Genomic DNA, 22,448 nt, shown 5'->3' with positions numbered 1-22,448 from the left:
GTCCTAGCTGTTGATGGGGAGCAGGCCCCGCTTGTAGGTGGTGAAGGTTTCGACGCCGGTCGCCGTGACGCGGATGGATTCGGAGAGGCCGTAGCCGTAGTTGTCCATCCACATCCCGCAGATCAGGTGGAAGGTCATGTTCTCGGCCAGGCCCCGCTCGTCCTCGCTGCGGATGCTGATGGTGCGCTCGCCCCAGTCCGGCGGGTAGCCGATGCCGATCGAGTAGCCCAGCCGCGAGTCCTTTTCGTAGCCGTACTCGAAGATGGTGCGGTTCCACACGGCGGCGACCTCCCGGACGGGCACGCCGGCGCCGATCACGTCCAGCATTGCGTTGAGGCCGGCGTCCGTGGCTTCGGCCACGCGGCTCAGCTCCGCGGACGGCTGGCCCAGCAGGAAGGTCCGGTTCAGCGGGACGTGGTAGCGCTTGTAGGCGCCGGCGAGTTCGACGACGACCGCCTCATCGCCGCGCAGCCGCCGCTCGCTCCAGGTCAAGTGCGGGGTGTCGGCGGATTCCGCCGTCGGCAGCAGCGGCACGATGGCCGTGTAGTCGCCGCCGAATTCCTCGGTGCCGGAGATCTGCGCCTCCGTGATCGCGGCCGCGATGTCGCACTGCCGGGCCCCGGGACGGATGGCCTCCTCGGCGGCGGCCATCGCATTGTTGGTGATCACCGCGGCCTTGTGCATCAACTGGATCTCCGCGGGCGACTTCACGGACCGCACCCAGTTCACGAGCTCGAAGCTGTCCACCAGCGTCCACTCCGGGATGGCGTTGACCAGTGCACGGTAGGCCTTCGGCGCGAAGAAGTGCGAGTCCATCTCCAGGCCCACGCAGCCCTTGGCCGCCGGCGCGATCAGGTGCCGCTCGCGCAGCGCGAACGCGACCCAGTCGAAGGGGTGGATGTGCGGCCGGTGGATGTAGCTCTCCGGGTAGCCGACGATGCACTCTTCCGGCAGCCAGGCCGTGCGGAACGCGCCGTTGGCATCCATCTGCCGGGTGAAGAGGATCATGTCGCCCTGGGCCGGCACGAACACCATCTGCGGAGTATAGAAGGACCAGGCGTTGTAGCCGGTCAGGTAATAGATATTGGCCGGATCGGTGACGATCAGGGCGCTTAGGCCCTGGTCCTCCATGCGCAGCCGGACCGCTGCGAGCCGCGCCTCGTACTCCCCGATGGAGAAGAGCATGGGGGCGATGCCGTTTGGTTCCACTCAAGCCTCCGTGATGTCTAGACGGGAAATGTTCAGCCGCGTGGAACGGCCATGTACTTGTACTCGAGGAACTCCTCGATCCCCACGCGCCCGCCCTCGCGGCCCAGCCCGGAGGCCTTGATGCCGCCGAACGGCGCCGCCGGGTTGGACACGACGCCGGTGTTCAGGCCGACCATGCCGACCTCCAGCGCCTCGCCCATCCGGAAGCCTCGGTCCACGTCCTGCGTGAACAGGTAGCCGACCAGCCCCCACGGGGTGTCGTTGGCCAGCCGGGTGACTTCCTCCTCGGTGTCGAAGGGGATGACGGGGGCCACCGGGCCGAAGATCTCCTCGCTCATCAGGTCCGCGGCCGGATCGACGTCGGAAAGCACCGTGGGGGAGTAGAAGTAGCCGGGGCGTTCCGGACGGGAGCCGCCGCAGACCACGGTGGCGCCCTTGGCGACGGCGTCGTCCACCAGTTCCTGCACCTTCACCAGGGCCTTCTCTTCCACCAAAGGTCCGACGTCGGTGCCATCCTTCGCGCCGTCCCCCACCGTGAGTGCGCCGAGCCGCGCGGCCAGTCTGCGGGCGAACTCCTCGGCGACCGGCCGCTGCACGAACAGACGGTTGGCCGCGGTGCAGGCCTCGCCCATGTTGCGCATCTTGGCGGCGACCGCGCCCTCGACGGCACGGTCCAGGTCGGCGTCCTCGAACACGATGAACGGCGCGTTGCCGCCGAGCTCCATCGAGGAGCGCATGACGTGCTTGGCCGCCTGCTCGAGCAGCTTCACGCCCACCTCGGTGGAGCCGGTGAAGCTGACCTTGCGGGCGATGCCGCTCTCCATCCACGGCGTCACCACGGAGGAGGCCTTCGACGTGCAGACGACGTTGAGCACGCCCTTGGGCAGACCGGCCTCGATGAGGATGTCCGCCAGCGCCAGCGAGGACAGCGGGGTCAGGTTGGCCGGCTTGAACACGATGGTGCAGCCGGCGGCGATGGCCGGGCCGATCTTGCGGGTGCCCATGGCCAGCGGGAAGTTCCACGGGGTGACCAGCACGCAGGGGCCGACGGGCTCCTTGGAAACCAGGATGCGGTTCTTGCCGTCGCCCGTGGTGGTCACGTCGCCGCCGATCCGCACCGCCTCCTCGGAGAACCAGCGGAAGAACTCGGCGGCGTAGGCCACCTCGCCCTTGGCCTCGGCGAAGGGCTTGCCCATCTCCGTGGTCATCACCAGCGCCAGCTCGTCCTGCCGCGCCATGATCAGGTCGTAGGCTCGGCGCAGGATCTCGCTGCGCTCGCGCGGCGCGGTCTTCGCCCACTCCTTCTGCACCCGGCCGGCGGTTTCGATGGCGCGGCGGGCGTCCTCCGGGCCGCCGTCGGCCACGGTGGCGACGACTTCCTCGGTGGCGGGATTGACGACGTCGAAGCGGGCGCCGGAGGCGGATTCGCTCCACTCGCCGTCGATGAAGACGCCGGTGCTGACCTTGGCGACGGCGTCGCGCGCCTCCTGCGAGGTTGCTGCGTCGGTGCGGGGGGCGGTCTCAGTTGTCATGCGGGAGAGTCCTTCTTGTCAGTGGTCTGGTCAGGTTTGGGATCGAGCAGCTGGGCGAGGTGCCGGCCGGGTCTGTCCGGGGCGAGCTGGTTGACCTGCATGGCGCAGGAGAAGCCGTCCGTCAGGACCGGCACGTCCGTGCCGCTGCCGCGCAGGGCCGGGGCCAGGGCGTGCTCGGCCACCTGCATGCTCACGTCGTAGTGCTGCTTCTCGAAGCCGAAGTTGCCGGCGACACCGCAGCAGCCGGTCGCATCGGTGACGCCTTCGATGCCGACGGCGGCCAGGGCCTGCCGCTGGGTTGCGGCGCCGAAGACGGCGTACTCGTGGCAGTGCGTCTGCAGCACCACCTGCTCCGGCAGCGGTTCCGCCGGCGCCGGCTTCCAGCCGCCCGCGGCCAGCTCGCCCACATAGGCGGCGAAGCTGCGCACCCGGGCGGCCACCCGGCGGGCCTGCTCGGTATGCACGAGTTCGGGCAGGTCCTTGCGCAGCGCGGCGGCGCAGCTGGGTTCCACGACGACGATCGGCCGGTCCGTCCCGTCGTCGAGCGCCTCGACGGCCCCGCGGAGCAGCTTCTTCGCGGTGTCCAGCTGGCCGGTGGAGATCCAGGTCAGCCCGCAGCACGCGTCGGCCGAGCATTCGGCCGGCTGTCCGGCGCCCGCGAGCACCCGCGCGGCGGCACCGGCGACCTCCGGGCGGAAGCCGCGCGTGAAGGTGTCCACAAAGAGGACGACGCCGGAGGTGCGGTCCGCGCGGTGGCGTGCACCGCCGTCGTACTCGCCTTCCAAGGTGCCGCCCGCGACCGGCCGGACACCGCCGTCGTGCTTTCCGCGCTGCAGCCCGGCCGCGGCCACCTGCCTCCACCATTCGCCGGCACCGGCGAACTTCGGCAGCGCGCGCTTCGTGGTCATGCCGCCCGCGGCCGCCGCCAGCTTGCCCAGCGGCGTGTCCAGCGCGGCGTTGACCAGCGGCGCGATGCGGCCGGTGAGCTTGAGCCAGCGCGGCAGCCAGCCGAGCGAATAGTGCGAGAGCGGACGCCGCCGGCCGCGGTAGTAGTGGTCGAAGAACTCGGACTTGTAGGTCGCCATGTCGGTGCCGGTGGGGCAGTCGCTCGAGCAGGCCTTGCAGGACAGGCACAGGTCCAGCACCTCGCGGACCTCCTCGGAGCGCCAGCCTTCCTCGATGCTGCGGGCGCCGCGGACCATGTCCTGCAGCACGCGGGCGCGGCCGCGGGTGGAGTCCTTCTCGTCCCGGGTGGCGCGGTAGCTGGGGCACATGACGCCGGCGGTGTCCGAGCGGCACTTGCCCACGCCGATGCAGCCCTGGACGGCGTGCACCCACGGGTCGGCGCCGGCCCCGGACTCGTCCGCCGGGTTGTCGGTCTCGGCGCTGGCGCTGCCGCCCGCGCCGATCGGGCGCAGGTCGAAGCTGGTGCGCCACTGCCGCTCCGGCACGCCGTCCAGCGACAGGTGCGCGTCCAGCGGGTCCGGATCGGTGAGCGAACCGGGGTTGAGGATGCCGGCGGGGTCCCAGATCCGGCGGTAGTCGGCGAAGGCCCTCAGCATCGCGGCGGAGTACATGATCGGCAGCAGCTCGGAGCGGGCGCGGCCGTCCCCGTGTTCGCCGGAGAGCGAGCCGCCATGCCGGACCACCAGCTCCGCGGCCTCGCGGGAGAAGGCCCGGAACACGGCGCGGCCGGCGTCGCTGCGCAGGTCGTAGGTGATCCGGATGTGCATGCAGCCGGCGCCGAGGTGTCCGTACATCACGCCGGTCAGGCCGTGCTTGGCCAGCAGGTCGCGGAAGTCCGCCAGGTACTCCGGCAGCTTTTCGGGCGCAACGGCGGAATCCTCCCAGCCGGGCCAGGACTCGCCGCCGGTGGACAGCCGGGAGGACAGGCCGGCGCCGACCTCGCGGACGCGCCAGAGCGAGGCGCGCTCCACCGGATCGGGGACCGGGCGGCCGTCCATCATCCGGCCGTTCTCCCTCAGCCGGGCCAGCAGCCGCTCGGCCTCTGCGGCGACCTCGTCCGGGTCGTCGCCGTCCAGGTCGACGTACAGCCAGGCCTTGCCCTCCGGCAGGCCCTGCACGGAGCCGTCACCGCGGCGGAAGCGCATGGTGTCCACGATCGCCTCGTCGATCCCCTCCACCGCGGAGGGGGAGAACTCGAGGATGGTGCCGATATCCCGCGAGGCCTCGACCACGTCCCGGTAGCCGACGCAGACCAGCAGCGCGCTCGCGGGCTTCGGCACCAGCTTCATCCGCGCCCCGACGATGACCGCGCAGGTGCCCTCGGACCCCACCAGCGCGCGGGCCACGTTGAAGCCCTTCTCCGGCAGCAGGTTGGCCAGGTGGTAGCCGGAAACCTGCCGCTGGATCCGGCCGAGCTCGGTGCGGAACCCGGCGAGGTTGGCGCGCGCCAGCTCCTTCAGCTCGGCAGTGAGCTGCGCGGCGCGCAGCGCGGCGGCGGTGTCCTCGGGATCCGTGGCCCGCAGCCCCTCCGCGCCCGCGGTGAGCCGAACGCCGTCGGACGTCACGACGTCGATCTCCGCCACGTGGTCAGACGTCCGGCCGTAGCGGACCGAGTGGTTGCCGCACGCATCGTTGCCCAGCGCGCCGCCGACCGTGGCGCGGTTCTTCGAGGACGGATCCGGCGCGAAGGTGAAGCGTCCCTCCGTCGCGCGCTCCACCTCGGCGGAGAGCGCGGCCAGCACCACTCCGGGCTCCACCGAAACCGTCCCGGCCGCCTCGTCGACGCGGTGGATCCGGTTCAGGTAGCGGGAGAAATCCAGCACGACCCCGGGACCGATCGCGTTGCCGGCCATCGAGGTACCGCCGCCGCGGCCGATCAGCGGCGTGCCCGTGGCGCGGCAGGCTTTCACGGCGGCGACGACGTCCTCGATGCTGCGCGGGAAGACCACGGCGAGCGGCGGGACGCGGTAGTTGGACGCGTCGAAGGAGTACTCGGCCCGCCGGCGCGGCGAGGCGTCGGCGGTGATGCCCGCCGCGGCCAGCGCGGCGAGCACGGCGGGCCGGTCGACGCCGGTGTTGCCGGCTCGGCGGTCCGGGGTACGGGTGGTGTCGGGGAGGACGGCTTCGCTCATGTGGTGTGCTCAGGCTCCCGTCGCTGCCGCGGGGACGGCTCCGGTGGCGACGGCGACGGCCGCCTCGAAGCGCTCCAGGCCGGTGGTGATTTCTTCGGGCGTGACCACGAGGGCCGGGATCAGCCGGACCACGTTGCCCGCCGGACCGCAGGTCAGCGTCAGCAGGCCCTGCTCGGTGGTGGCCTGCTGGACCGCGGTGGCCGTGGCCGCGTCCGGGTTGCCGTCCGCTCCGGTGAACTCGATGCCCTGCATCAGGCCCAGGCCGCGGACGTTACCGATCTGCGGGAACCTGCCCTGGATCTCGAGCAGCCCGGCCTGCAGTTGCTCGCCGCGCAGCCGCGAGTTCTCCACCAGCCCCTCCTCCTGGACCACTTCCAGCGTGGCGACGCCGGCCGCCGCGGAGACGGCGTTGCCGCCGTAGGTGCCGCCCTGCGAACCTGGCCACGCCTTCGACATGGTCTCGGTCGAGGCGGCGATCGCGGAGATCGGGAAGCCGGAGGCGATGCCCTTGGCGGTGATCAGGATGTCCGGCGTCGCCGCCGAGTGCTGATGGCCCCAGAACCTGCCGGTGCGCCCGACGCCGGCCTGCACCTCGTCGAAAATCAGCTTGATGCCGTGCCGGTCCGCGCGCTCGCGCAGCCCTTCCATGAACGCCGGAGGGGTGGGCAGGTAGCCGCCGTCGCCCAAGGCCGGCTCGATCAGGAACGCCGCCGTGTCGTTCGGCGCGGTGCGGGTCTGCAGCAGGTAGTCCAGTTCCTTCAGGGCGAATTCGACGGCGGTGGCCTCGTCCCAGCCGTAGCGGTAGGCGTAGGGGAAGGCGGACATATGCACGCCGGCCATCAGCGGTGCGAAGCCGGCGGAGAACTTGGTGCCCGCCGTGGTCAGCGACGCCGCCGCGACGGTGCGGCCGTGGAAGCCGCCCTGGAAGACCACGATGTTCGGGCGCCCGGTGGCCATCCGGGCCAGTCGGATCGCGGCCTCGACCGCCTCCGAGCCGGAGTTGGCGTAGAAGACGGAGTCCAGCCCGGCCGGCAGCACCTCACCCAGCTTTTCCGTCAGCTGCAGCAGCGGCTGGTGCATCACCGTGGTGTACTGCGCGTGGATGATCTTGCCGACCTGATCCCGCGCCGCGGCGACCACCTTCGGGTGGCAGTGGCCGGTGCTGGTGACGCCGATGCCGGTGGTGAAATCCAGGTAGTCCTTGCCGTCCGTGCCGTAGATCCAGCTGCCGAGGGCGTGGTCGACGACGACGGGGGTGGCCTGCTTGAGCGCGGGGCTAAGTGAAGTCATGCACCCATGGTGTAGGTCACATCTGTTTATTGTCAACAATCCGTCGACACCCCCGGCTGTTTGGCATCAAGGGTGCCCTGCCGCCGCTCGAATCACTACGCTGGGCTCGAGTGCTGCACTCTGCCCGCCGAGCCCTCTTCGCCACTTCGAGGGGGACTTCGACGACAAGGCGGCCTATGTCGCGGCCATGTCCTCCCCCGAAGGGCAGGCCCTCGCCGCGGATGTGCCTAACTACGCGCCGCCGGGCGTCGTCATTGTCAACTACCCCGTGGGGTCCCTGGCCGGCTGAACGGCGCGCGGCCGCGGACCCCGTTATTCACGTCGGGGTCCGCCTAGCTGTCTATTGTCAACAATCTTGCGCTCGCGTAGCGTGGAGCCGTGACTAATCGAGCTTCGGGGTCCCGCCCCCGCGTGGTGATTCTGGCCGAGGACGGCCAGCCCCGCCCCTACAATCTGGGTGCGATTAAGGCGCGCGCCGACGTCGTTGTTGCCCCCGCCGCCGAGCTGCCGCAGGCGATCGCCGGCGCGGACGCCCTGTTCCTGTGGGACTTCTTTTCCTCGGCGCTGCGCGATGCGTGGCCGCAGGCGGACGCGCTGAAGTGGGTGCACGTGGCGGCCGCTGGCGTGGACACGATGCTGTTCGACGGGCTGCGCGACTCCGAGGTAGAGCTGACCAACGCGCACGGCACCTTCGACAGGCCGATCGCCGAGTTCGTGCTGGCGTCCATCCTGGCGCATGACAAACAGTTGCACCACAGCAAGGCCCTGCAGCGGGAGGCCACGTGGATGCACCGCGAACTCACGCCGACCGCAGGCTCCCGAGTGCTCGTTGTGGGGACCGGCGGGATCGGCCGTGCCACGGCCCGGCTGCTGCGCGCGGTCGGGCTGGAGGTCCGGGGCGCCGGACGGACGGCGAGGGAGTGCGACGACGATTTCGGCTCCGTGGTGCCCAGCGCCGAGCTCGCCGAACAGGCCGGGTGGGCGGACCACGTCGTGCTGATCGCTCCGCTGACGGACCAGACCCGGCAGATGCTCAACGCCGAGGTGCTCGCCTCCATGAAGCCGACGGCGCACCTGGTCAACGTCGGCCGCGGCGCGCTCGTGGACGAGCCCGCGCTCATCGAGGCGCTGCAGGCCGGCCGGATCGCCGCCGCCTCGCTGGACGTCTTCGATCAGGAGCCGCTTCCGGCCGACCACCCTTTCTGGGCCATGGAGAACGTGCACATCTCGGCGCACATGAGCGGCGACGTCGTCGGCTGGCGCGACGCCCTCGCGGACCAGTTCCTCGCCAACCTGGACCGCTGGCTCGCCGGCGAACCGCTCGCCAACCAGGTGGACAAGGAACGCGGCTACGTCAGCTCGCGGGGGTAAACCGCGGCCGCATCAGAGAATGCGCATCAGAGAATGGCGGTGGCATTGGCCGGCGAACCGGTGGCGCCTGTGACATTGAGCGGCTTGACGACGAGCAGGGCGTGCCACTGTCCTAGCTCCCGCATCCGGCGGGCGAGCGGTCCGAGGCGCCAGAGTTCTCCGAGGGGCAGCCCGAGCTTGGCGAGGAATTCCTGGTGCATCATGCCGCGGTCGTTCGGCGCCGTCTGCCTGAAGGGAGAATCCGGGACCGGAGGCAGGCACTCGACGGCGAAGTTGTCGGCCGCGAGCAGTGTCACCCCGCTGTTCCAGGACCAGTTGAGGAGTTCTTCGCTTTGCGCCATGCCGGTTGCGCGGCCGTTGGCCTGCTGTTCACGTTTGCGCGCGTCGTCGAGCCCAAGGAACCACTCGGCCCAGCCGGTATGGAGCATGACGACGTCGCCCGTGCTGACCTCCGCACCCTGGGCTTCGAGCGCCCGGGGAATCAGATCGAACGGAAGCGGCTGGCCGCCGGAATGATCGACCTCCCGGCCTTGCGACTGGAGGTACCCGGCGACATCGACCAGCACGCCGCGGGTCACGATGGGTTTGTCTGCCCATACCTGGATGCCCAGTTCCTCAGTGCCTGGCTGGATCAGGTCGTCCGGGACGCCGCCATAGAAGCCAACGTCGTCTGCGCGCCTGTGCCGGAGCCCGTCGATTTGGGTAGATCCCTGCAGATAGAACCCGTCGAGGAAGTCATCGCGATGGGCCGGATGGTTGGCATAGATGGTGTGGACGGGAGCCTTGCGGGCTTTGGACATACCGGGGGCGAAGGCATCCACCGGGTAATCGAGCCCGAAGACTTCTCCGTGCTGCACCGACCGGGCAGCACCGACCACGGCGGCAGCGTCGGCGAAGGACGGCGTTCCCCTCGAGGAGTCCGTGAACAGGTTCCAGGAGGTGCCGGCCAGAGCGCCCGGGCGTTCTTTGAGTTCCCGGCGGTCGGGCAGGCCGCCGCGCGCGGCGGCGGTCATCGGGTCCCGGCTTTCGATTGAGCGGTAGGGCTTGCTGCTTTGACATGGACGAGGACGTACGCGGCGATCGCGGAAGCGGAGGCCGCGATGCACAGGACGGTCTTGAAGATGCCGTTCGGGGCGGTGAGGATTTCGGCGTCGCCGGCGGCCAGGCCGAGGACCTGCCACACGATGAGCAGCACGCCGCCGGCCAGGGCGGTGGAGAGTGAGGCGATGAACACGGTCCGGGCGATGCGGTGGAGCATGGTGGTTCCTTGCTAGACGGGCAGGACGCCTGCGGCGACCAGCACCCCGATGCCCAGCAGCGGCAGGGCATAGTAGAGCAGCATGCGCCGGAAGGTGTGGAGGGGATCGACGCCGGCAATGCCGCACGCGACGTACAGGGGCGCACCGCCCGGGGGCACGGCGGCCTCGCAGGAGGAGAAGATCAGCACGGCGACCGCGGCTGTCGGGGCCGGGACACCGGCGGCGATGAGCGCGGCGACGCCGATGGTGCCCACGGCGGCCATGGTAGCCGTGGAGGACAGGGGGGCTGCGACGGCGACGACGATGAGGCCGATGACGACCGCGAGCAGCCACACGGGCAGGTCGAGGCCGTCCAGCAGGCCCGACAGTTGTTCGGGCAGGCCGGTGGTGGCCAGGGCGTTCGCGCCGGCGAAGGCGAAGAGAACGGTGATGCCGACGACGCCGAACCTGGGTGCGGAGTCGCCGATGAGCTGGGCCCATGCCTTGGGGCTGCGGGGCAGCTGTCTGCGTCCCAGGGCCAGGCCGAGAACGATCAGGACAACGGGGATCCAGAAGATCGGGCTGATGGCGTCGGAGACGTCCGTCCCTGCGTGGCCGGAGAGGATCTTGGCGAGGGCTCCGGTTGTCAGGAGCATGGGCAGGGCGACCCCGACGAAGAGCAGCAGGGTGGTCCAGCCGCGGCGCAGGGCCTCGAGCAGCAGGGGGCGGTTTTCCTTGGCTGTGGCGCGGGCGCCGCTGCGGTGCACAAGGATGGCCGTGACGATGAGGCGGTGCAGGACGCACCAGAGGCCTCCGGCGATCAGGGGAAGGATGAGCGTGTCGATGTCGAGCAGGGGGCCGACGGTGGAGGAACCGACGAGGACGAACATGGACGCGCTGAAGGGGAAGGTGATGCCCATGCCTGCGTTGCCGGCGACGATGGTGGCCGCCGTGGTCCGCTCGACCTTGGCGCGTTCCATCCAAGGGATGGTCACCGAGCCGACCGTCGCGGCGATGGCGGCCTGGTTGTGCACGATGCTGCCCAAACCTGCGGAGGCGACGGTGGACACGTAGGCGGAGCCGCCCTTGCGGCCGCCGATGAGCGCGTCCAGCAGGTTGATCATCCGTTCCATGACTCCGGCCCTTTCCAGCAGGTAGCCCATGAACACGAAGATGACCGTGGCGTAGACGATCTCGTCGGTGAGCGCGTCGTAGAGCGCGGTCCAGCCGGCGTTCAGCGCGGCCGCCCCGTTGAACCCGGCTGCAACGAGGAAGCCGATCATCATGGCTTCCCCGACGTTGCGCTTAAGCAGGGTCGTCCACAAGATGATCACGGCCAGGTAGGCGCCGAGTGCCCAGACGCCGATCATGAGTGGTCCTTCCCGTGTCTCTTGCCGGCCACTTTCAGGATGCCACGCTTTCGGTTTCTTCGGCCGCGGCCATGCGTTCCATCGCGGTGGCCGAGGCTTCGGTCATTTCCGCAGGGACACCGAGTTCGGCTAGGTAGCCGCTGGTGGAGCGCATCTCGAAGGAGCGGCGGGCCGCGTGCTTCTGCGTGCCCGTGAGGAACCGCTCTATGACGGCCTGCCCGTCCCCGGCGAGCATCCCCGTGATCTGGGCGCGGACGAAATCTTCCAGGCCCGCCGCCCGACCTGCGTTGACGGCTTCTACGACGACGGAGGCGAGCCCCTTCATGAAGACGCTGCGCAGCAGTTTATGCGCCATCGCGGCCCCTGGAGGTCCGGGGACAACCTCAACGGGTGCACCAATGCCGCGCACGACGTCGGCGAAGGCTGCGGCGCCGGGACCGCTGGCCATCAGCGGGGTGGCTTCGCGCTGTGCGATGACCGGTCCGAGGATCGCGACGTCGGCGAACAGTACGTCCCCGGCGCCGCGGCCGAGCTCTTCCATGGTGCCAGGGGAAGAGGAGGTCAGATCCGCGTAGCAGGCCCCTGCAGGCATGGCCGGCAGGCACTCGGCGGCGACGGGGCGGGCCGCCCCGGCGCCGGTGAGGACCAGGACTACGTCGGCTTCGGCGCAGGCGGCTGCTGCGCTAGGTGCGAGGCCGACTCCGGCCGGGGCAGAAGTCACGACCGGATCGTAGCCGGTGACCTGGTGGCCGGCGCGCAGCAGGGCGGAGGCGTAGATGGCGCCGGCTTCGCCGAGGCCGATAACGGTGCAATTCATGGTGCTGTTTCCTTCGGGTGGAGCGTGGTGCGTGTCAGGAGTTGGCGGCGCGGTCGCCGATGATGCGGGCGCGGCGTTCGGCTTCGTCCGCGAAGACCGCTTCGGCCGCTGCCGCGATTTCGTCCGCCCGGCCGCGGGGAACGACGACGACGCCGTCGGAGTCACCGACGATGATGTCGCCTGGCAGGACCGGAACCCCGCCGAAAGCGATGGGCACCGCGATCCGGAACGGGCCGTTTTTATAGGGGCCGGCCGGGCTGGTGGCCTTGGCGAAGACCGGCAATCCGATCTCGCCGAGGACTTCGGCGTCCCGCGCGGCCCCGTCCAGCGCGAAGCCGGCTAGTCCGGCTGAGATCGCCCGTTCACCGATGAGTTCTCCGAGCAGCGCGCGGGAGGTGTCGCCCCCGCCGCTGACCACCACGACGTCGCCGGGGCTGGCCGCGGCGAGGCTTGCGTGGATGCCTTGGTTGTCGCCGGCGGCGACCCAGACGGTAAAGGCGGGGCCAGCCAGTCTGGCTCCGGGCCAGATCGCCTGGATGGCCGAATCGGCGACGCCGAGGCGCTCCATCGCATCGCCGATGTTGGCCGCGGGCAGGGCCGCGAGGCGGGCGATGAGTTCCGGGGCGGGCCGCTCGAAATCGACGACGGTCGTGGTGTCAGCGGTGGAGGACATGATGCTGTTCCTTCGTTCGGGTATTACTTGGCTTGGACGAGGGGCAGGACGGTCTTGTAGTCGGTCTCCTGCTGGCCCCAGAACGTCTCGTAGTCGCCGGCGGACTGGTAGCTGGTGGCCAGGCCCAGGTCCTCCATCTTCGCGACAACGGCCGGATCCTCGATGGCGGTTTTCAGGGCTGCTTCGAGCTTCTGCGCGACGGGTTCGGGCAGGCCGGCCGGGGCGGAGTAGCCGCGGGCGGTGGCGGCGACGACGTCATGTCCGGACTCCTTGAAGGTGGGAACGTCGGGCAGGGCCTCGGCCCGTTCGCTGTCCATCACGCCCAGGACCTTGGCTTTGCCCTGCTTGACCAGGTCGGTGACATCGCTGACGTTGGCCACGAGGACTTCGACGTGCTTGCCGAGGAATGCAGTGGTAGCCTGCGAGGCGCCCTCGGAGAAGTGGACCGGGCTGAGCGCGGCACCGGTGGCATCCTTGACCTGGGCGATCGCGAAGTGCTCGCCGCCCTGCTGGCCGGTGGTCGTCGCGGTGATGGTGTCCGGCTTGTCCTTCGCTGCCTTCAGCAGGTCGTCGAGGTTCTGGTAGGGGCTGTCCGGCTGGACGGCGACGACGGCGGGGTCGATGACCTGGCGTCCGAGCGGCTGGAAGTCCTCCCGCGTGAAACTCGCGCCGCGGGCCGGGTCGAGCGGGGTGACGACGACCGACGGCGAGCCGGTGGCACCGATCGTGTAGCCGTCGGCCTCGGCGCTGGTCAGGGCCGTGTAGCCGATCTGGCCTCCGGCGCCGGGCTTGTTCACAACTTCGACGTTCGTGCCCAGCTCCTTCTCAAGCACGGGCTGGACCAGGCGGGCGGCGGTATCGACGGCGCCGCCCGGGGCGAACGCAACAATCATCTCGATGGACTTACCCTGGCGGGGGAAGTCCTCGCCCGCGGAGGAGGAGGTTTGAGCGCCGCAGGCAGTGGAAGCCATGAGGGTGAGGGCTGCTACTGAGGTGGCGGCAAGGATGCGCTTCATTGGTTGTCCTTTGCTAGGTGCTTAACGGTTGGTGTTAGAGCGGTTTAGGTTTCGGGGTCCTCGGCGGCGAGGGCGGCAGGTTTGCGGAGCTTGAGCAGCGGGCTGGCGACGATCGCGAGGGCGACCAGGAGCAGGACCACGGTCACCGGGCGGTCGAGGAAGATCGACAGGTCGCCCCGGGAGATGTCGAGGGACTCGCGCAGGGAGCGTTCCATCAGCGGGCCAAGGACCAGGGTCAGTACCATGGGCGCGAGCGGGATGTCCAGGTTGCGCAGGACCAGACCGACGACGCCGAAGAGGATCATCACGAAGACGTCGAAGACGGAGAAGTTGATGGTGTAGGCGCCGACGACCATGAACATCAGGATCAGGCTGGACAGGATCGGGTAGGGCACTTTGAGGATGGAGGTCCACAGCCCCACGAGCGGTACGTTGAGCACCAGCAGCAGGATGTTGCCGATGAACAGGCTGGCGATGATCGTCCAGGCAATATCGGCGTGTTCGGCGAAGAGTGTCGGGCCGGGGGTCAGGCCCTGCTGCAGGAATGCTCCCATGAGCACCGCGATCGTCGGGGAGGCCGGGATACCCAGGGTGAACAGCGGGATCAGGGCGCCGTTGGCGTGGGCGTTGTTCGCCGTTTCGGGGCCGGCAACGCCCTCGATCGCGCCTTGGCCGAGTTCGTGGCGGTGCTTGGAGAACTTCTTCTCGGCACCGTAGGAGAGCAGGGAAGAGACCGAACCGGTCATGCCGGGGATCAGGCCCAGTCCGAAGCCGACGCCGGTGCCGCGGGCAATAGCCGGGGCGCTGCGCCGCCAGTCGGCGCGGGTCGGCAGCAGGGAACGCATGCCCGGGGACTGAACCGTGACCTTGTTCCGTCCGGGACGGTAGGACAGGACCTCGGAGAGACCGAACAGTCCGACGATGACGGCGACAAAAGAGACTCCGTCGAGCAGACGCTCCATTCCGAAGGTGAAGCGCGGGGCCCCGGCGACGGGGTCGATGCCGACCATGGAGATCAGCAGGCCCAAGGCACCGGAGATCAACGCCCGGACCATGGACCGTCCGGCCAAGGCCACGAGCAGCGAAATGCCGACGACGACCAGCGCAAAGAATTCCGGCGGGCCGATCATCAGGCCCAGTCCGCCCAGCGGCTTCGCCGCGACGACCAGGCCGGCCGTGGCCAGCGAGCCGCCGATGAAGGAACCGGCGGCGGCGATGGTCAGCGCCACCCCTGCCCGCCCGATTTTCGTCATCGCGTACCCGTCCAAGGCGGTAATCGCCGAAGCGGCCTCACCAGGGGTGTTGAGCAGGACGCTGGTGATCGTCCCGCCGTACGTGGTGCCGTAGAAGATCGCACAGAGCATGATGATCGACCCGGCGGGGTCCAGGTTGAGGGTCAGCGGGATCAGCAGCGCGACGCCGGCGACCGGCCCGATGCCGGGCAGCACGCCGATCACGGTTCCCAGCAGGCAGCCGATGAAGGCGAACAGAAGGTTCTGCCACGTCAGCGCCGAGGCGAACCCGCCCAGCAGTTCGTTCAGTACATCCACGTCAGAGTCCGATCAGGTTCAGGGGGACAAGGCCCGCTTCGGGCAGCGAGACCCGCAGCGCTAGCGTAAAGAGGTAGTAGACGCCGACACTGCCGAGCAGGGAGATCACCAGCGACTTGACCCAGGAGGTCCGGGCGCGCAGCCGCAGGTGATACAGCAGGAACACAAACACGCCCAGCTGAAAACCGATGAACGGCAGGGCCGCGGCCAGCACCAGCAGGCTGAGCACCACCGCGCGGACCTGGGACGTGTCAGAGGCCTCAGGCGCCGGGGCAGCCTGGACGCCGGCGCGCTCCTGCAGGAACCAGACCAGCGAGAGCAGCACGAGGCCGCCGCCCAGCACGAAGGGGAAGAAACCTGGGCCTGGCCCGAGCTCGTTCCACAGCCCGAGCCGGAACGACTCGGCCAGCACGTAGGCGCCGACGGCTACCAGAGCGGTCTGGCCCGCGAGGACGGAGCGGCGCACTTTCTCCACCGGCCTTTTTTCTGTGACTGAAGTCATGGGAATCCTTGATGCTGTTTCGTAGAGCGTTCTAAAATTTCATTAGATAAAATCTTGTAACGTGCATTGAAATGATGGCATGGTCCACATCACAGGGTCAAGTGCGGCCAATCACCAAGAGATTGCGTAGGATGAAAGAATGACGGCCGAACCCAAGGCATCGGATACCCGCGGTGCCAGCACCATGCGGTCGCTGTCGCGTGCGATCGGAGTGTTCGAGCAGCTCCAGCGCTACGACCACCCCCAGCGGCTGAACCGGATCGCCAAGGACTGCGGCATGAGTTCACCTACGACGCTGCGAATCCTGCGCGTGCTTCAGGACGCCGGCCTGGTCAGCCAAACCGACAAGAACTACCGCATCGGTCCGGCGGTCCTGCCCGCCGCGCGCGTCTTCCTCGAAGCCGACCCGATGCCGCGATCCGCCAGGCCCATCCTGCAGCAACTGGCCGGGAATACCGGCCTGACCGCGTCGCTGTACTCCCGTCTCGGTTTCGAACGCGTGCTGGTCGAACGCGTCGTCGGAGCCGCGTCCCTGGGATACGAACTGCCCCAGGGCCGCCGGTTGCCCCTCACCGTCGGTGCGGCAGGAAAAATCCTCATCGCAGCCCTGGACGAGGACCAGCTCGCTGATGTGCTCGCAGCCGCCGTCGAGCTCAAGTACGAACCTGAAGAATCAACCCTCGAGAACCTACGGCGCCGGCTGCCGGCGCCCGGCGAGGACTACGCCTACTCGGAGGATGAACGCGCGACCGGCGTCGTGAGCATCGCCGTCGCCGTCCCTGCCCGGACCGGCGCAGCGACGGAATCGATCGCCCTCACCGCACCGGTCCATGCCTCATCCCGCGAGGACCTCGTCGCCCGCGTTCCGGAACTGCGCCACGCAGCAAGGCGCCTGGCCGACCAGCTGGCCAGCACCGTCTACTAAGGAAACCTGCTCCGCGACGGTTCCACAGCAGCGCATATTTTCGCCGAAGAGCATCCGGGGAAGAGTCCGCCAGATGTAGGTTGGATGTCGCGACGAACGCGATGAATGCGTGGCCGGGGCCGGCGGAGACGGGCCGAGCCAGCGAGGAATGGGAAAACACCGAACATGACTATCGAAAACCGGACGATCACCGCGCCCATCGACATGTCCCTCGTCCGGGGCGCTCAGGAGCTGGAGCGCACCGAGCAGGGCGTACTGCCGCACCGGCTTCCCGCGAGCGCCCGGGCTCAGTCCAACGATCCGCAGTTGCAGATGGTCGAGACGCAGCCTTCGGGTGTGCGGATTGCCGTCCGGACCTCCGCCACCGAGATCGAGCTCGACACGCTGCGCACAAGGACTACCTATTCCGGCCTCCCGCCGCGGCCCGACGGCGTGATCGACCTGATGGTGGATGGCCGGATCGCAGGAAGCGCCGCGACGAGCGGCGGGAACACTGTCACGATCGACATGGCGACGGGCGCCGCCGAGCAAGTGCAGGGCCCGGTGTGCACAACAAGGTTCGCGGACCTCCCGGAGGGCGTTAAGACCATCGAGTTGTGGCTGCCGCACAATGAGACGACGGAACTCCTCGAACTGCGCACCAACGCGCCGATTGAACCGGCCCCCGCCTCCGGGCGGCCGGTGTGGCTGCACCACGGAAGCTCGATCAGCCAGGGGTCCAACGCCACCCGGCCTACTGGAATCTGGGCGGCAATTGCGGCGCGCCTGGGCGGCGTCGAATTGGTCAACCGGGGATTCGGCGGGAGCGCCCTGCTCGATCAGTTCACGGCCCGGGCCATGCGGGACGCGCCGGCGGACCTGATCAGCGTGAAGATCGGCATCAACCTGGTCAACGCGGACCTGATGCGTCGCCGCGCATTCGGCTCTGCCGTCCACGGGTACCTCGACACCATCCGCGATGGACACCCGGACACGCCCCTCCTCGTTGTCTCGCCGATCTACTGCGGCATCCACGAGGACACCCCGGGCCCCGGAGCATTCGACCTCGAAGCCATTGCGGCTGGACAGCTCCGGTTCCGGGCGACCGGCGATCCGGCGGAGCGCGCCGCTGGCAAGCTCACCCTCGGGGTGATCCGCGAAGAGCTGGACCGCGTCGTCCGCCAGCGGGCCGTCGACGACCCGAATCTGTATTGGCTGGACGGCCTGCAGTTGTACGGCGAGCAGGACGCCGCCGACCTTCCGCTGCCTGACGCGCTGCACCCGGATGCCGTTACCCACCAGCTGATGGGGAAACGGTTCGCCCGCCTGGCCTTCGGGCCCGAGGGGTTCTTCCCGACAAGCGCCTGACGTTAGAGCCGCGCCGCGGGCACTCCGGCTTCGGCCTCCTCCCAGCTGGCCGGGCCGTTGGCGAAGGCGCCGCGGTACCGGGCGGCAGGATGGCGCTCGTTGAGCAGGGGAGCGCCGAAGAGCTTCTGCCGCAGCGGGCCCTCGGCGTATTCGGTCTGCGCGAGGCCGCGGTCGCGCAGCACCGGCAGCACGCGGTCGGCGAACTCCTCGAAGGAGCCCGGGATGACCCAGTTGATGACGTTGATGCCGTCCACACCGGCCGCCTGCCACTGATCCAGCCGGTCCGCGATCTGCTCCGGTGTGCCGACCACCCGGGTGTTCCGCGCCTGCAGGTGCGCGATGTCGCCCACCACCGGCTCGCGGTCCGTGATGGCTTTGGCTACCCACTCCTGGAAGCCTTTCCGGGTGTTTGTATCCACCTCGGACAGCGGGGTGTCCGCCGGATAGACCCGTCCGGTCTTGTCCACGAGCGCGGCATGCGCCAGGTAGCCGTCGACGCTGACGTATTTGTCGTACTCCTTCGCCTTGGCATGCGCTTCTGCCTCGGTATCGCCGATGATGAAGGACAGGCCCTGGAAGAACTTGATGTCCTCGGGGCGCCGTCCGGCTTCCACCGCCAGCCGCCGGGTGTCCGCGATCTGCAGAGCGGCCACTTCAGGTGTCGGCGCAATGATGAACACGGCCTCGGCGTTGCGCGCGGCGAAGGTACGGCCGGACGCGGAGGACCCGGCCTGGTAGAGCAGCGGGGTGCGTTGCGGGGACGGGGACGGGAGGTGCGGGCCTTCCACGCGGTACCGGGGCCCTTGGTGGTAGATCTTGTGGATCTTCGCCGGGTCCGAGAAGATGCCGTGCTCCTTGTCCTTCAGCAGCGCGCCCTCGTCCCAGGAACCCTCCCACAGCTTGTAGGCCACGTCGACGTACTCCTCGGCCCAGCGGTAGCGCTCGGCGTGGTCGGTCAGCTGTTCCAGCCCGAAGTTCCGCGCCCCGTTGTCCTGCATGCCGGTCACAATGTTCCAGGCGATCCGTCCGCGGGAGATGTGGTCCAGCGTCGACACCTGCCGGGCGAAGTTGAACGGGTGGTTCTGCACCACGTTGGACGTCAGGGCGAGCCCGATGTGCTCGGTCTTGACCGCCAGCGCGCCCAGCAGCACCGTCGGATCGTTCGAAGGAATCTGGAGCCCCTCGCGCGCATAGACGTCGAAGTCGGCGTCCGCGTCCCCGTAGAGCCCGGTCACGTCCGCGAAGAATATGGCATCGAACTTGGCCGCCTCCAGCTTCTGCGCGAGGTCGATCCAGGTGTCCACGTCGTTGAACTCGGTCTGCCCGGCGTCCGGCCGGCGCCACTGGCCGTGGTGGATGTGCGAGGTGGTGTTCATGACGAACGCGTTGAAGTGCAGCGGCTTTGCCATGGGGATGCTCCTGTTTGGGGATGGGCTGGAATTAACGACGCCGGGGGTTGCGGGCGGTGGATGGAGGCTGGAGTGCCTGCGGGGTCCGGGTTAGGAGCCGGCGGCGGTGCCGGAGCGCCAGACAAACTCGGGCACGGTGCCGTTGATTTCCCAAGCGCCGACGATCCGCGACTTGTACACCACGGGGTTGTGCGAGGAGATGACGCGGGCGTTGCGCCAGTGCCGGTCCAGCTGCAGTTCGGTCTTCGCCGCGGACGCTCCCAAAGCGTCGAACAGCGACGTCGAGGCCCGCTGGGCCAGGTCCGTCACCACGATCTGCGCCTGGGACGAGCCGAACTCCACCAGATGCACAGCTTCTTCGAACGCCGCCGGATCGGCCCCGGCCGCGCGCAGCCCGATGGCTTCCTGCAGCAGGTTGGCAACGCGCTCCACGGCGGCCTCGGCGGTGAAGGCCTTGGCCGAGAGTTCGCCGACGATCTGCTGGACCTGGATGTCCTCGCGCGGCGGAACCCCGTTGCCGTGGCTGAACACGCGGGAGCGTCCGCGCACCGCGGCTGCGGCGTCCCGGACCACCCGCCGGGTGATGCCGGCCAGCGTCGCCACGTGGATCAGCTGGTAGACGCCGGTGGTGTACGGCGCCTGGTCGGTTTCCACCAGGACGTCGGAGGCGGGAACCAGCACATTGTCGAACACCGTGGTGCCCGACGCGGTCAGCCTCTGCCCGAATCCGTCCCAGTCGTCGTCGATCCGGACGCCCGGGGCGTCCGCCTTGACCAGCGCGATGATGTCCTGGCCCTCCGCGGTGCGCGCGCCCGTCTGGATCCAGTCCGCATAGAGGCTGCCGGTGGTGTAGTACTTCGTGCCGTTGATGCGGAAGTCCTCGCCGTCCCGCTCGATCGTGGTGCCGACACCGCCGACGGCGACCGGCCCCGTCTCGGTCCACGCGTTGCCCAGGATCCGGCCCTCGCCCACCTTCCGCAGCCACTCGGCGTCGTTGGCGTACAGCCGACCCTCCACGAACGCGACGTGCGAGCGCAGCGCCTGCGCGATGTTGGACTCCGCCGCCGCCAGCTCGACCAGCAGGCGGAAGAACTGCGGCGCCGTGGCGCCGTCGCCCCCGAACTCGCTCGGGACCCGGACGGCGCCGAAGCCCGCGGCCGCCAGTTCGCCGATCTGCCGGTGCAGCAGCTCGCGGTTGGTTTCCCGTTCCGCCGCGCCGGCGGCAATCTCGTCGAACAGCGGCCGGTACTTCGCCGCGAGCTCGGCGTAGCTCGGGGCCGAAGCTGTGGTGGCCGGAGCGGTGGCTGCTGCTGAAGGGGTGGATGCGGTGGCGTCGGTTGAGTCTGCGGTGATGGTCACGGTTCCTCCTGGAGGGGTGGGGCGGCGCCGGGTCAGGCGCGGGCGGGGAGTTCGGGCACGGCGGCGAGCAGCTGCCGGGTGTAGTCGGTCTGCGGGTTGGCGAACAGCTCCGCCGCGGTGCCGCTTTCCACCACGCGGCCGTCCTTCATCACCAGCACGTCGTCGCTCACGTGGTGGATGACGCCGAGGTCGTGGCTGATGAAGAGGTAGCTCAGGCCGAGCTGTTCCTGCAGGTCGGCGAGCAGGTCGAGGACCTGGGCCTGGATGGACACGTCGAGGGCGGACACCGGTTCGTCCAGCAGCAGCACCCGGGGCTGCAGGGCCAGGGCCCGCGCGATCGCGACGCGCTGCCGCTGTCCGCCGGAGAGCGTAAGAGGGCGGCGGTCAAACAACGACGCCGGCAGGCCGACCTGGTCGAGCAGGTCCAGTGCGCGGGTGGTCCGGTCGCGCGGTGTGCCGATCGAGCCGGCATCGAGGGCATCGAGGATGACCCTGCCGACGCTGAACCGCGGGTCGAAGGAGCTCAGCGGGTCCTGGTTGACCAGCTGGATGTCCGGGCGGTGCCGGCGCCGCTGCTCTTCGCTCACCTCGTCCGCTCCGGCGCCGGACCAGGCGAAGCCGCCGAGGGTGACGGTGCCGGCGTCCGGGCGGGTCAGGCCTAGGGCGATCCGGGCGGTGGTGGACTTGCCCGAGCCGGATTCGCCCACGATGCCCAGGGTCTTCCCGCGTTCGAGGGTGAAGGACACGTCGTCCACCACGGTCCGGCGGGTGGTGCCGCCGGGGCCGGGGTAGGACTTGGCCAGGCCGCGGGCCTCCAGGGCGGGGGCCGTTTCCGAGAACTCGGTGGCGCGGTCGGGCTCGGCGGCGACCTGGACCCGCGGGCCGGTGGAGAGCCGGGTGCCCTTGGCCGCGCCGGACGGGATCGCGTCGATAAGCGCCTTCGTGTACTCGTGCCGCGGGTTCGCTAGGACCTCAGCGGCGCGGCCGGACTCGACGATCCGCCCGCCCTGCATGACGGCGATCTCGTCGGCCAAGTGCCCCACCACGGCCAGGTCGTGGGAGATGAAGATCAGTCCCCGGCCCTGTTCCTTCAGGCCCTCGAGCAGTTCCAGGATCTGGGCCTGGACCGTCGCGTCCAGCGCTGTGGTCGGCTCGTCGGCGATCACCAGCTGCGGATTCAGCACCGTCGCCTGCGCGATCAGGGCCCGCTGGCGCAGGCCGCCGGAGAGCTCGCCGGACCGCTGGCGAGCCCGCAGCTCCGGGTCGGGGATGCCGGCGTCGCGGAGCGCCTGGTGCACGCGCTCCAGGCGCTCCGCCTTGCCCCGCACGCCGTGCGCCCGCAGCGCCTCGTCGATCTCCTGGCCCACGGTGCGCAGCGGGTCGAGCGAGACCAGCGCGTCCTGCAGGACGTAGCCGATCTCCTTGCCACGCACGCCGCGCCACTGCCGCTCGGACAGCGCCAGCGCGTCCCGTCCCAGCACCTCGAGCCGGTCGGCGGTGACCTTCGCGTTGGCCGCGTTCAGCCCCACGAGGGTCCGCGCCGTGACCGTCTTGCCGGAGCCGGATTCGCCGACCAGCGCCAGCGCCTTGCCCGGTGCCAGCGCCAGCGAGACGTCCTTGACCACGTCCACCCGCCCGCGCGGCGTCGCGAAGGAGACATTGAGCCCCTCGATGCCCAGCAGCGATGCCGGACCCTGCTGTGGAACGGAAGTTCCGCCGTCGTTCTTGGTGACAGTCATGTC

Annotated in this window: 18 protein-coding genes; 3 read left to right on the top strand and 15 right to left on the bottom strand. The window is 69.5% G+C overall.

The window, feature by feature from the left end:
- Nucleotides 1–3: 3 nt before the first annotated feature.
- Genes OC550_RS14850 through OC550_RS14835 form a run of 4 tightly spaced genes read right to left on the bottom strand, consistent with a single transcriptional unit; the run spans nt 4 to nt 7,129 of the window.
- Entirely contained in the window at nt 4–1,185 is a 1,182-nt protein-coding gene (locus OC550_RS14850) for a M24 family metallopeptidase (protein WP_262107174.1), read from the bottom strand.
- 56 nt (nt 1,186–1,241) lie between these two features.
- Nucleotides 1,242–2,741, bottom strand: a complete 1,500-nt coding sequence (locus OC550_RS14845; RefSeq protein WP_262106683.1) for an NAD-dependent succinate-semialdehyde dehydrogenase — start codon at nt 2,739–2,741, stop codon at nt 1,242–1,244.
- Nucleotides 2,738–5,839 carry an FAD-binding and (Fe-S)-binding domain-containing protein gene (locus OC550_RS14840; RefSeq protein ID WP_262106681.1) on the bottom strand — a complete coding sequence of 1,034 codons (3,102 nt, stop codon included), beginning with the start codon at nt 5,837–5,839 and terminating at the stop codon, nt 2,738–2,740. Before OC550_RS14840 ends, OC550_RS14845 begins: the two co-directional genes overlap by 4 nt.
- Nucleotides 5,840–5,848: 9 nt before the next feature.
- Entirely contained in the window at nt 5,849–7,129 is a 1,281-nt protein-coding gene (locus OC550_RS14835; RefSeq protein WP_262106679.1) for an aspartate aminotransferase family protein, read from the bottom strand.
- 378 nt (nt 7,130–7,507) lie between these two features.
- Between OC550_RS14835 and OC550_RS14830 the strand changes: the two genes are divergently transcribed.
- On the top strand, nt 7,508–8,500 hold the full coding sequence (locus OC550_RS14830; RefSeq protein WP_262106677.1) for a D-2-hydroxyacid dehydrogenase: 993 nt from the start codon (nt 7,508–7,510) through the stop codon (nt 8,498–8,500).
- Between the two features lie 26 nt (nt 8,501–8,526).
- On the opposite strand, the gene OC550_RS14825 is transcribed toward OC550_RS14830, so the two are convergent.
- Genes OC550_RS14825 through OC550_RS14790 form a run of 8 tightly spaced genes read right to left on the bottom strand, consistent with a single transcriptional unit; the run spans nt 8,527 to nt 15,666 of the window.
- A complete protein-coding gene (locus OC550_RS14825; protein WP_262106675.1) occupies nt 8,527–9,513 on the bottom strand; it encodes a cyclase family protein in 987 nt (328 codons plus the stop codon).
- Nucleotides 9,510–9,758 (bottom strand): hypothetical protein, encoded by a 249-nt coding sequence (locus OC550_RS14820; RefSeq protein ID WP_262106674.1) that lies wholly within the window; start codon nt 9,756–9,758, stop codon nt 9,510–9,512. The genes OC550_RS14825 and OC550_RS14820 overlap by 4 nt, the downstream gene beginning before the upstream one ends.
- Nucleotides 9,759–9,770: 12 nt before the next feature.
- Nucleotides 9,771–11,108: a TRAP transporter permease gene (locus tag OC550_RS14815; RefSeq protein WP_262106672.1), complete on the bottom strand. Its 1,338-nt coding sequence runs from the start codon at nt 11,106–11,108 to the stop codon at nt 9,771–9,773.
- A 34-nt stretch (nt 11,109–11,142) separates the two neighbouring features.
- Nucleotides 11,143–11,925 (bottom strand): DUF1932 domain-containing protein, encoded by a 783-nt coding sequence (locus OC550_RS14810; protein WP_262106670.1) that lies wholly within the window; start codon nt 11,923–11,925, stop codon nt 11,143–11,145.
- A 34-nt stretch (nt 11,926–11,959) separates the two neighbouring features.
- Entirely contained in the window at nt 11,960–12,598 is a 639-nt protein-coding gene (locus OC550_RS14805) for a methyltransferase (RefSeq protein ID WP_262106669.1), read from the bottom strand.
- Between the two features lie 23 nt (nt 12,599–12,621).
- Entirely contained in the window at nt 12,622–13,614 is a 993-nt protein-coding gene (locus OC550_RS14800) for a tripartite tricarboxylate transporter substrate binding protein (RefSeq protein ID WP_262106668.1), read from the bottom strand.
- Nucleotides 13,615–13,658: 44 nt separating this feature from the next.
- On the bottom strand, nt 13,659–15,164 hold the full coding sequence (locus tag OC550_RS14795) for a tripartite tricarboxylate transporter permease (protein WP_262106667.1): 1,506 nt from the start codon (nt 15,162–15,164) through the stop codon (nt 13,659–13,661).
- A 1-nt stretch (nt 15,165) separates the two neighbouring features.
- On the bottom strand, nt 15,166–15,666 hold the full coding sequence (locus tag OC550_RS14790) for a tripartite tricarboxylate transporter TctB family protein (protein ID WP_262106666.1): 501 nt from the start codon (nt 15,664–15,666) through the stop codon (nt 15,166–15,168).
- 139 nt (nt 15,667–15,805) lie between these two features.
- Between OC550_RS14790 and OC550_RS14785 the strand changes: the two genes are divergently transcribed.
- Together OC550_RS14785 and OC550_RS14780 are read left to right on the top strand one after the other, a co-directional pair.
- Nucleotides 15,806–16,591, top strand: a complete 786-nt coding sequence (locus OC550_RS14785; protein WP_262106665.1) for an IclR family transcriptional regulator — start codon at nt 15,806–15,808, stop codon at nt 16,589–16,591.
- Between the two features lie 165 nt (nt 16,592–16,756).
- Nucleotides 16,757–17,938, top strand: coding sequence for an SGNH/GDSL hydrolase family protein (locus OC550_RS14780; RefSeq protein ID WP_262106664.1), 1,182 nt, complete (start codon nt 16,757–16,759; stop codon nt 17,936–17,938).
- Nucleotides 17,939–17,940: 2 nt separating this feature from the next.
- Here OC550_RS14780 and OC550_RS14775 read toward each other — a convergent pair whose 3' ends face one another.
- The 3 genes from OC550_RS14775 to OC550_RS14765 form a co-directional block, all read right to left on the bottom strand.
- A complete protein-coding gene (locus OC550_RS14775; protein ID WP_262106663.1) occupies nt 17,941–19,347 on the bottom strand; it encodes an LLM class flavin-dependent oxidoreductase in 1,407 nt (468 codons plus the stop codon).
- 90 nt (nt 19,348–19,437) lie between these two features.
- The gene (locus OC550_RS14770; RefSeq protein ID WP_262106662.1) at nt 19,438–20,706 is read right to left on the bottom strand and encodes an acyl-CoA dehydrogenase family protein; all 1,269 of its coding nucleotides are present in this window, start codon (nt 20,704–20,706) and stop codon (nt 19,438–19,440) included.
- 32 nt (nt 20,707–20,738) lie between these two features.
- Complete coding sequence (locus OC550_RS14765; RefSeq protein WP_262106661.1) at nt 20,739–22,445, bottom strand: ABC transporter ATP-binding protein; 1,707 nt, start codon at nt 22,443–22,445, stop codon at nt 20,739–20,741.
- Nucleotides 22,446–22,448: the final 3 nt, after the last annotated feature.

Origin of the sequence: Arthrobacter sp. Marseille-P9274, from assembly GCF_946892675.1 — a bacterium.
Classification (GTDB): domain Bacteria; phylum Actinomycetota; class Actinomycetes; order Actinomycetales; family Micrococcaceae; genus Crystallibacter.
The sequence above is the reverse complement of the archived record's forward strand: the minus strand, read 5'-3'. Positions and strand labels throughout refer to the sequence as shown.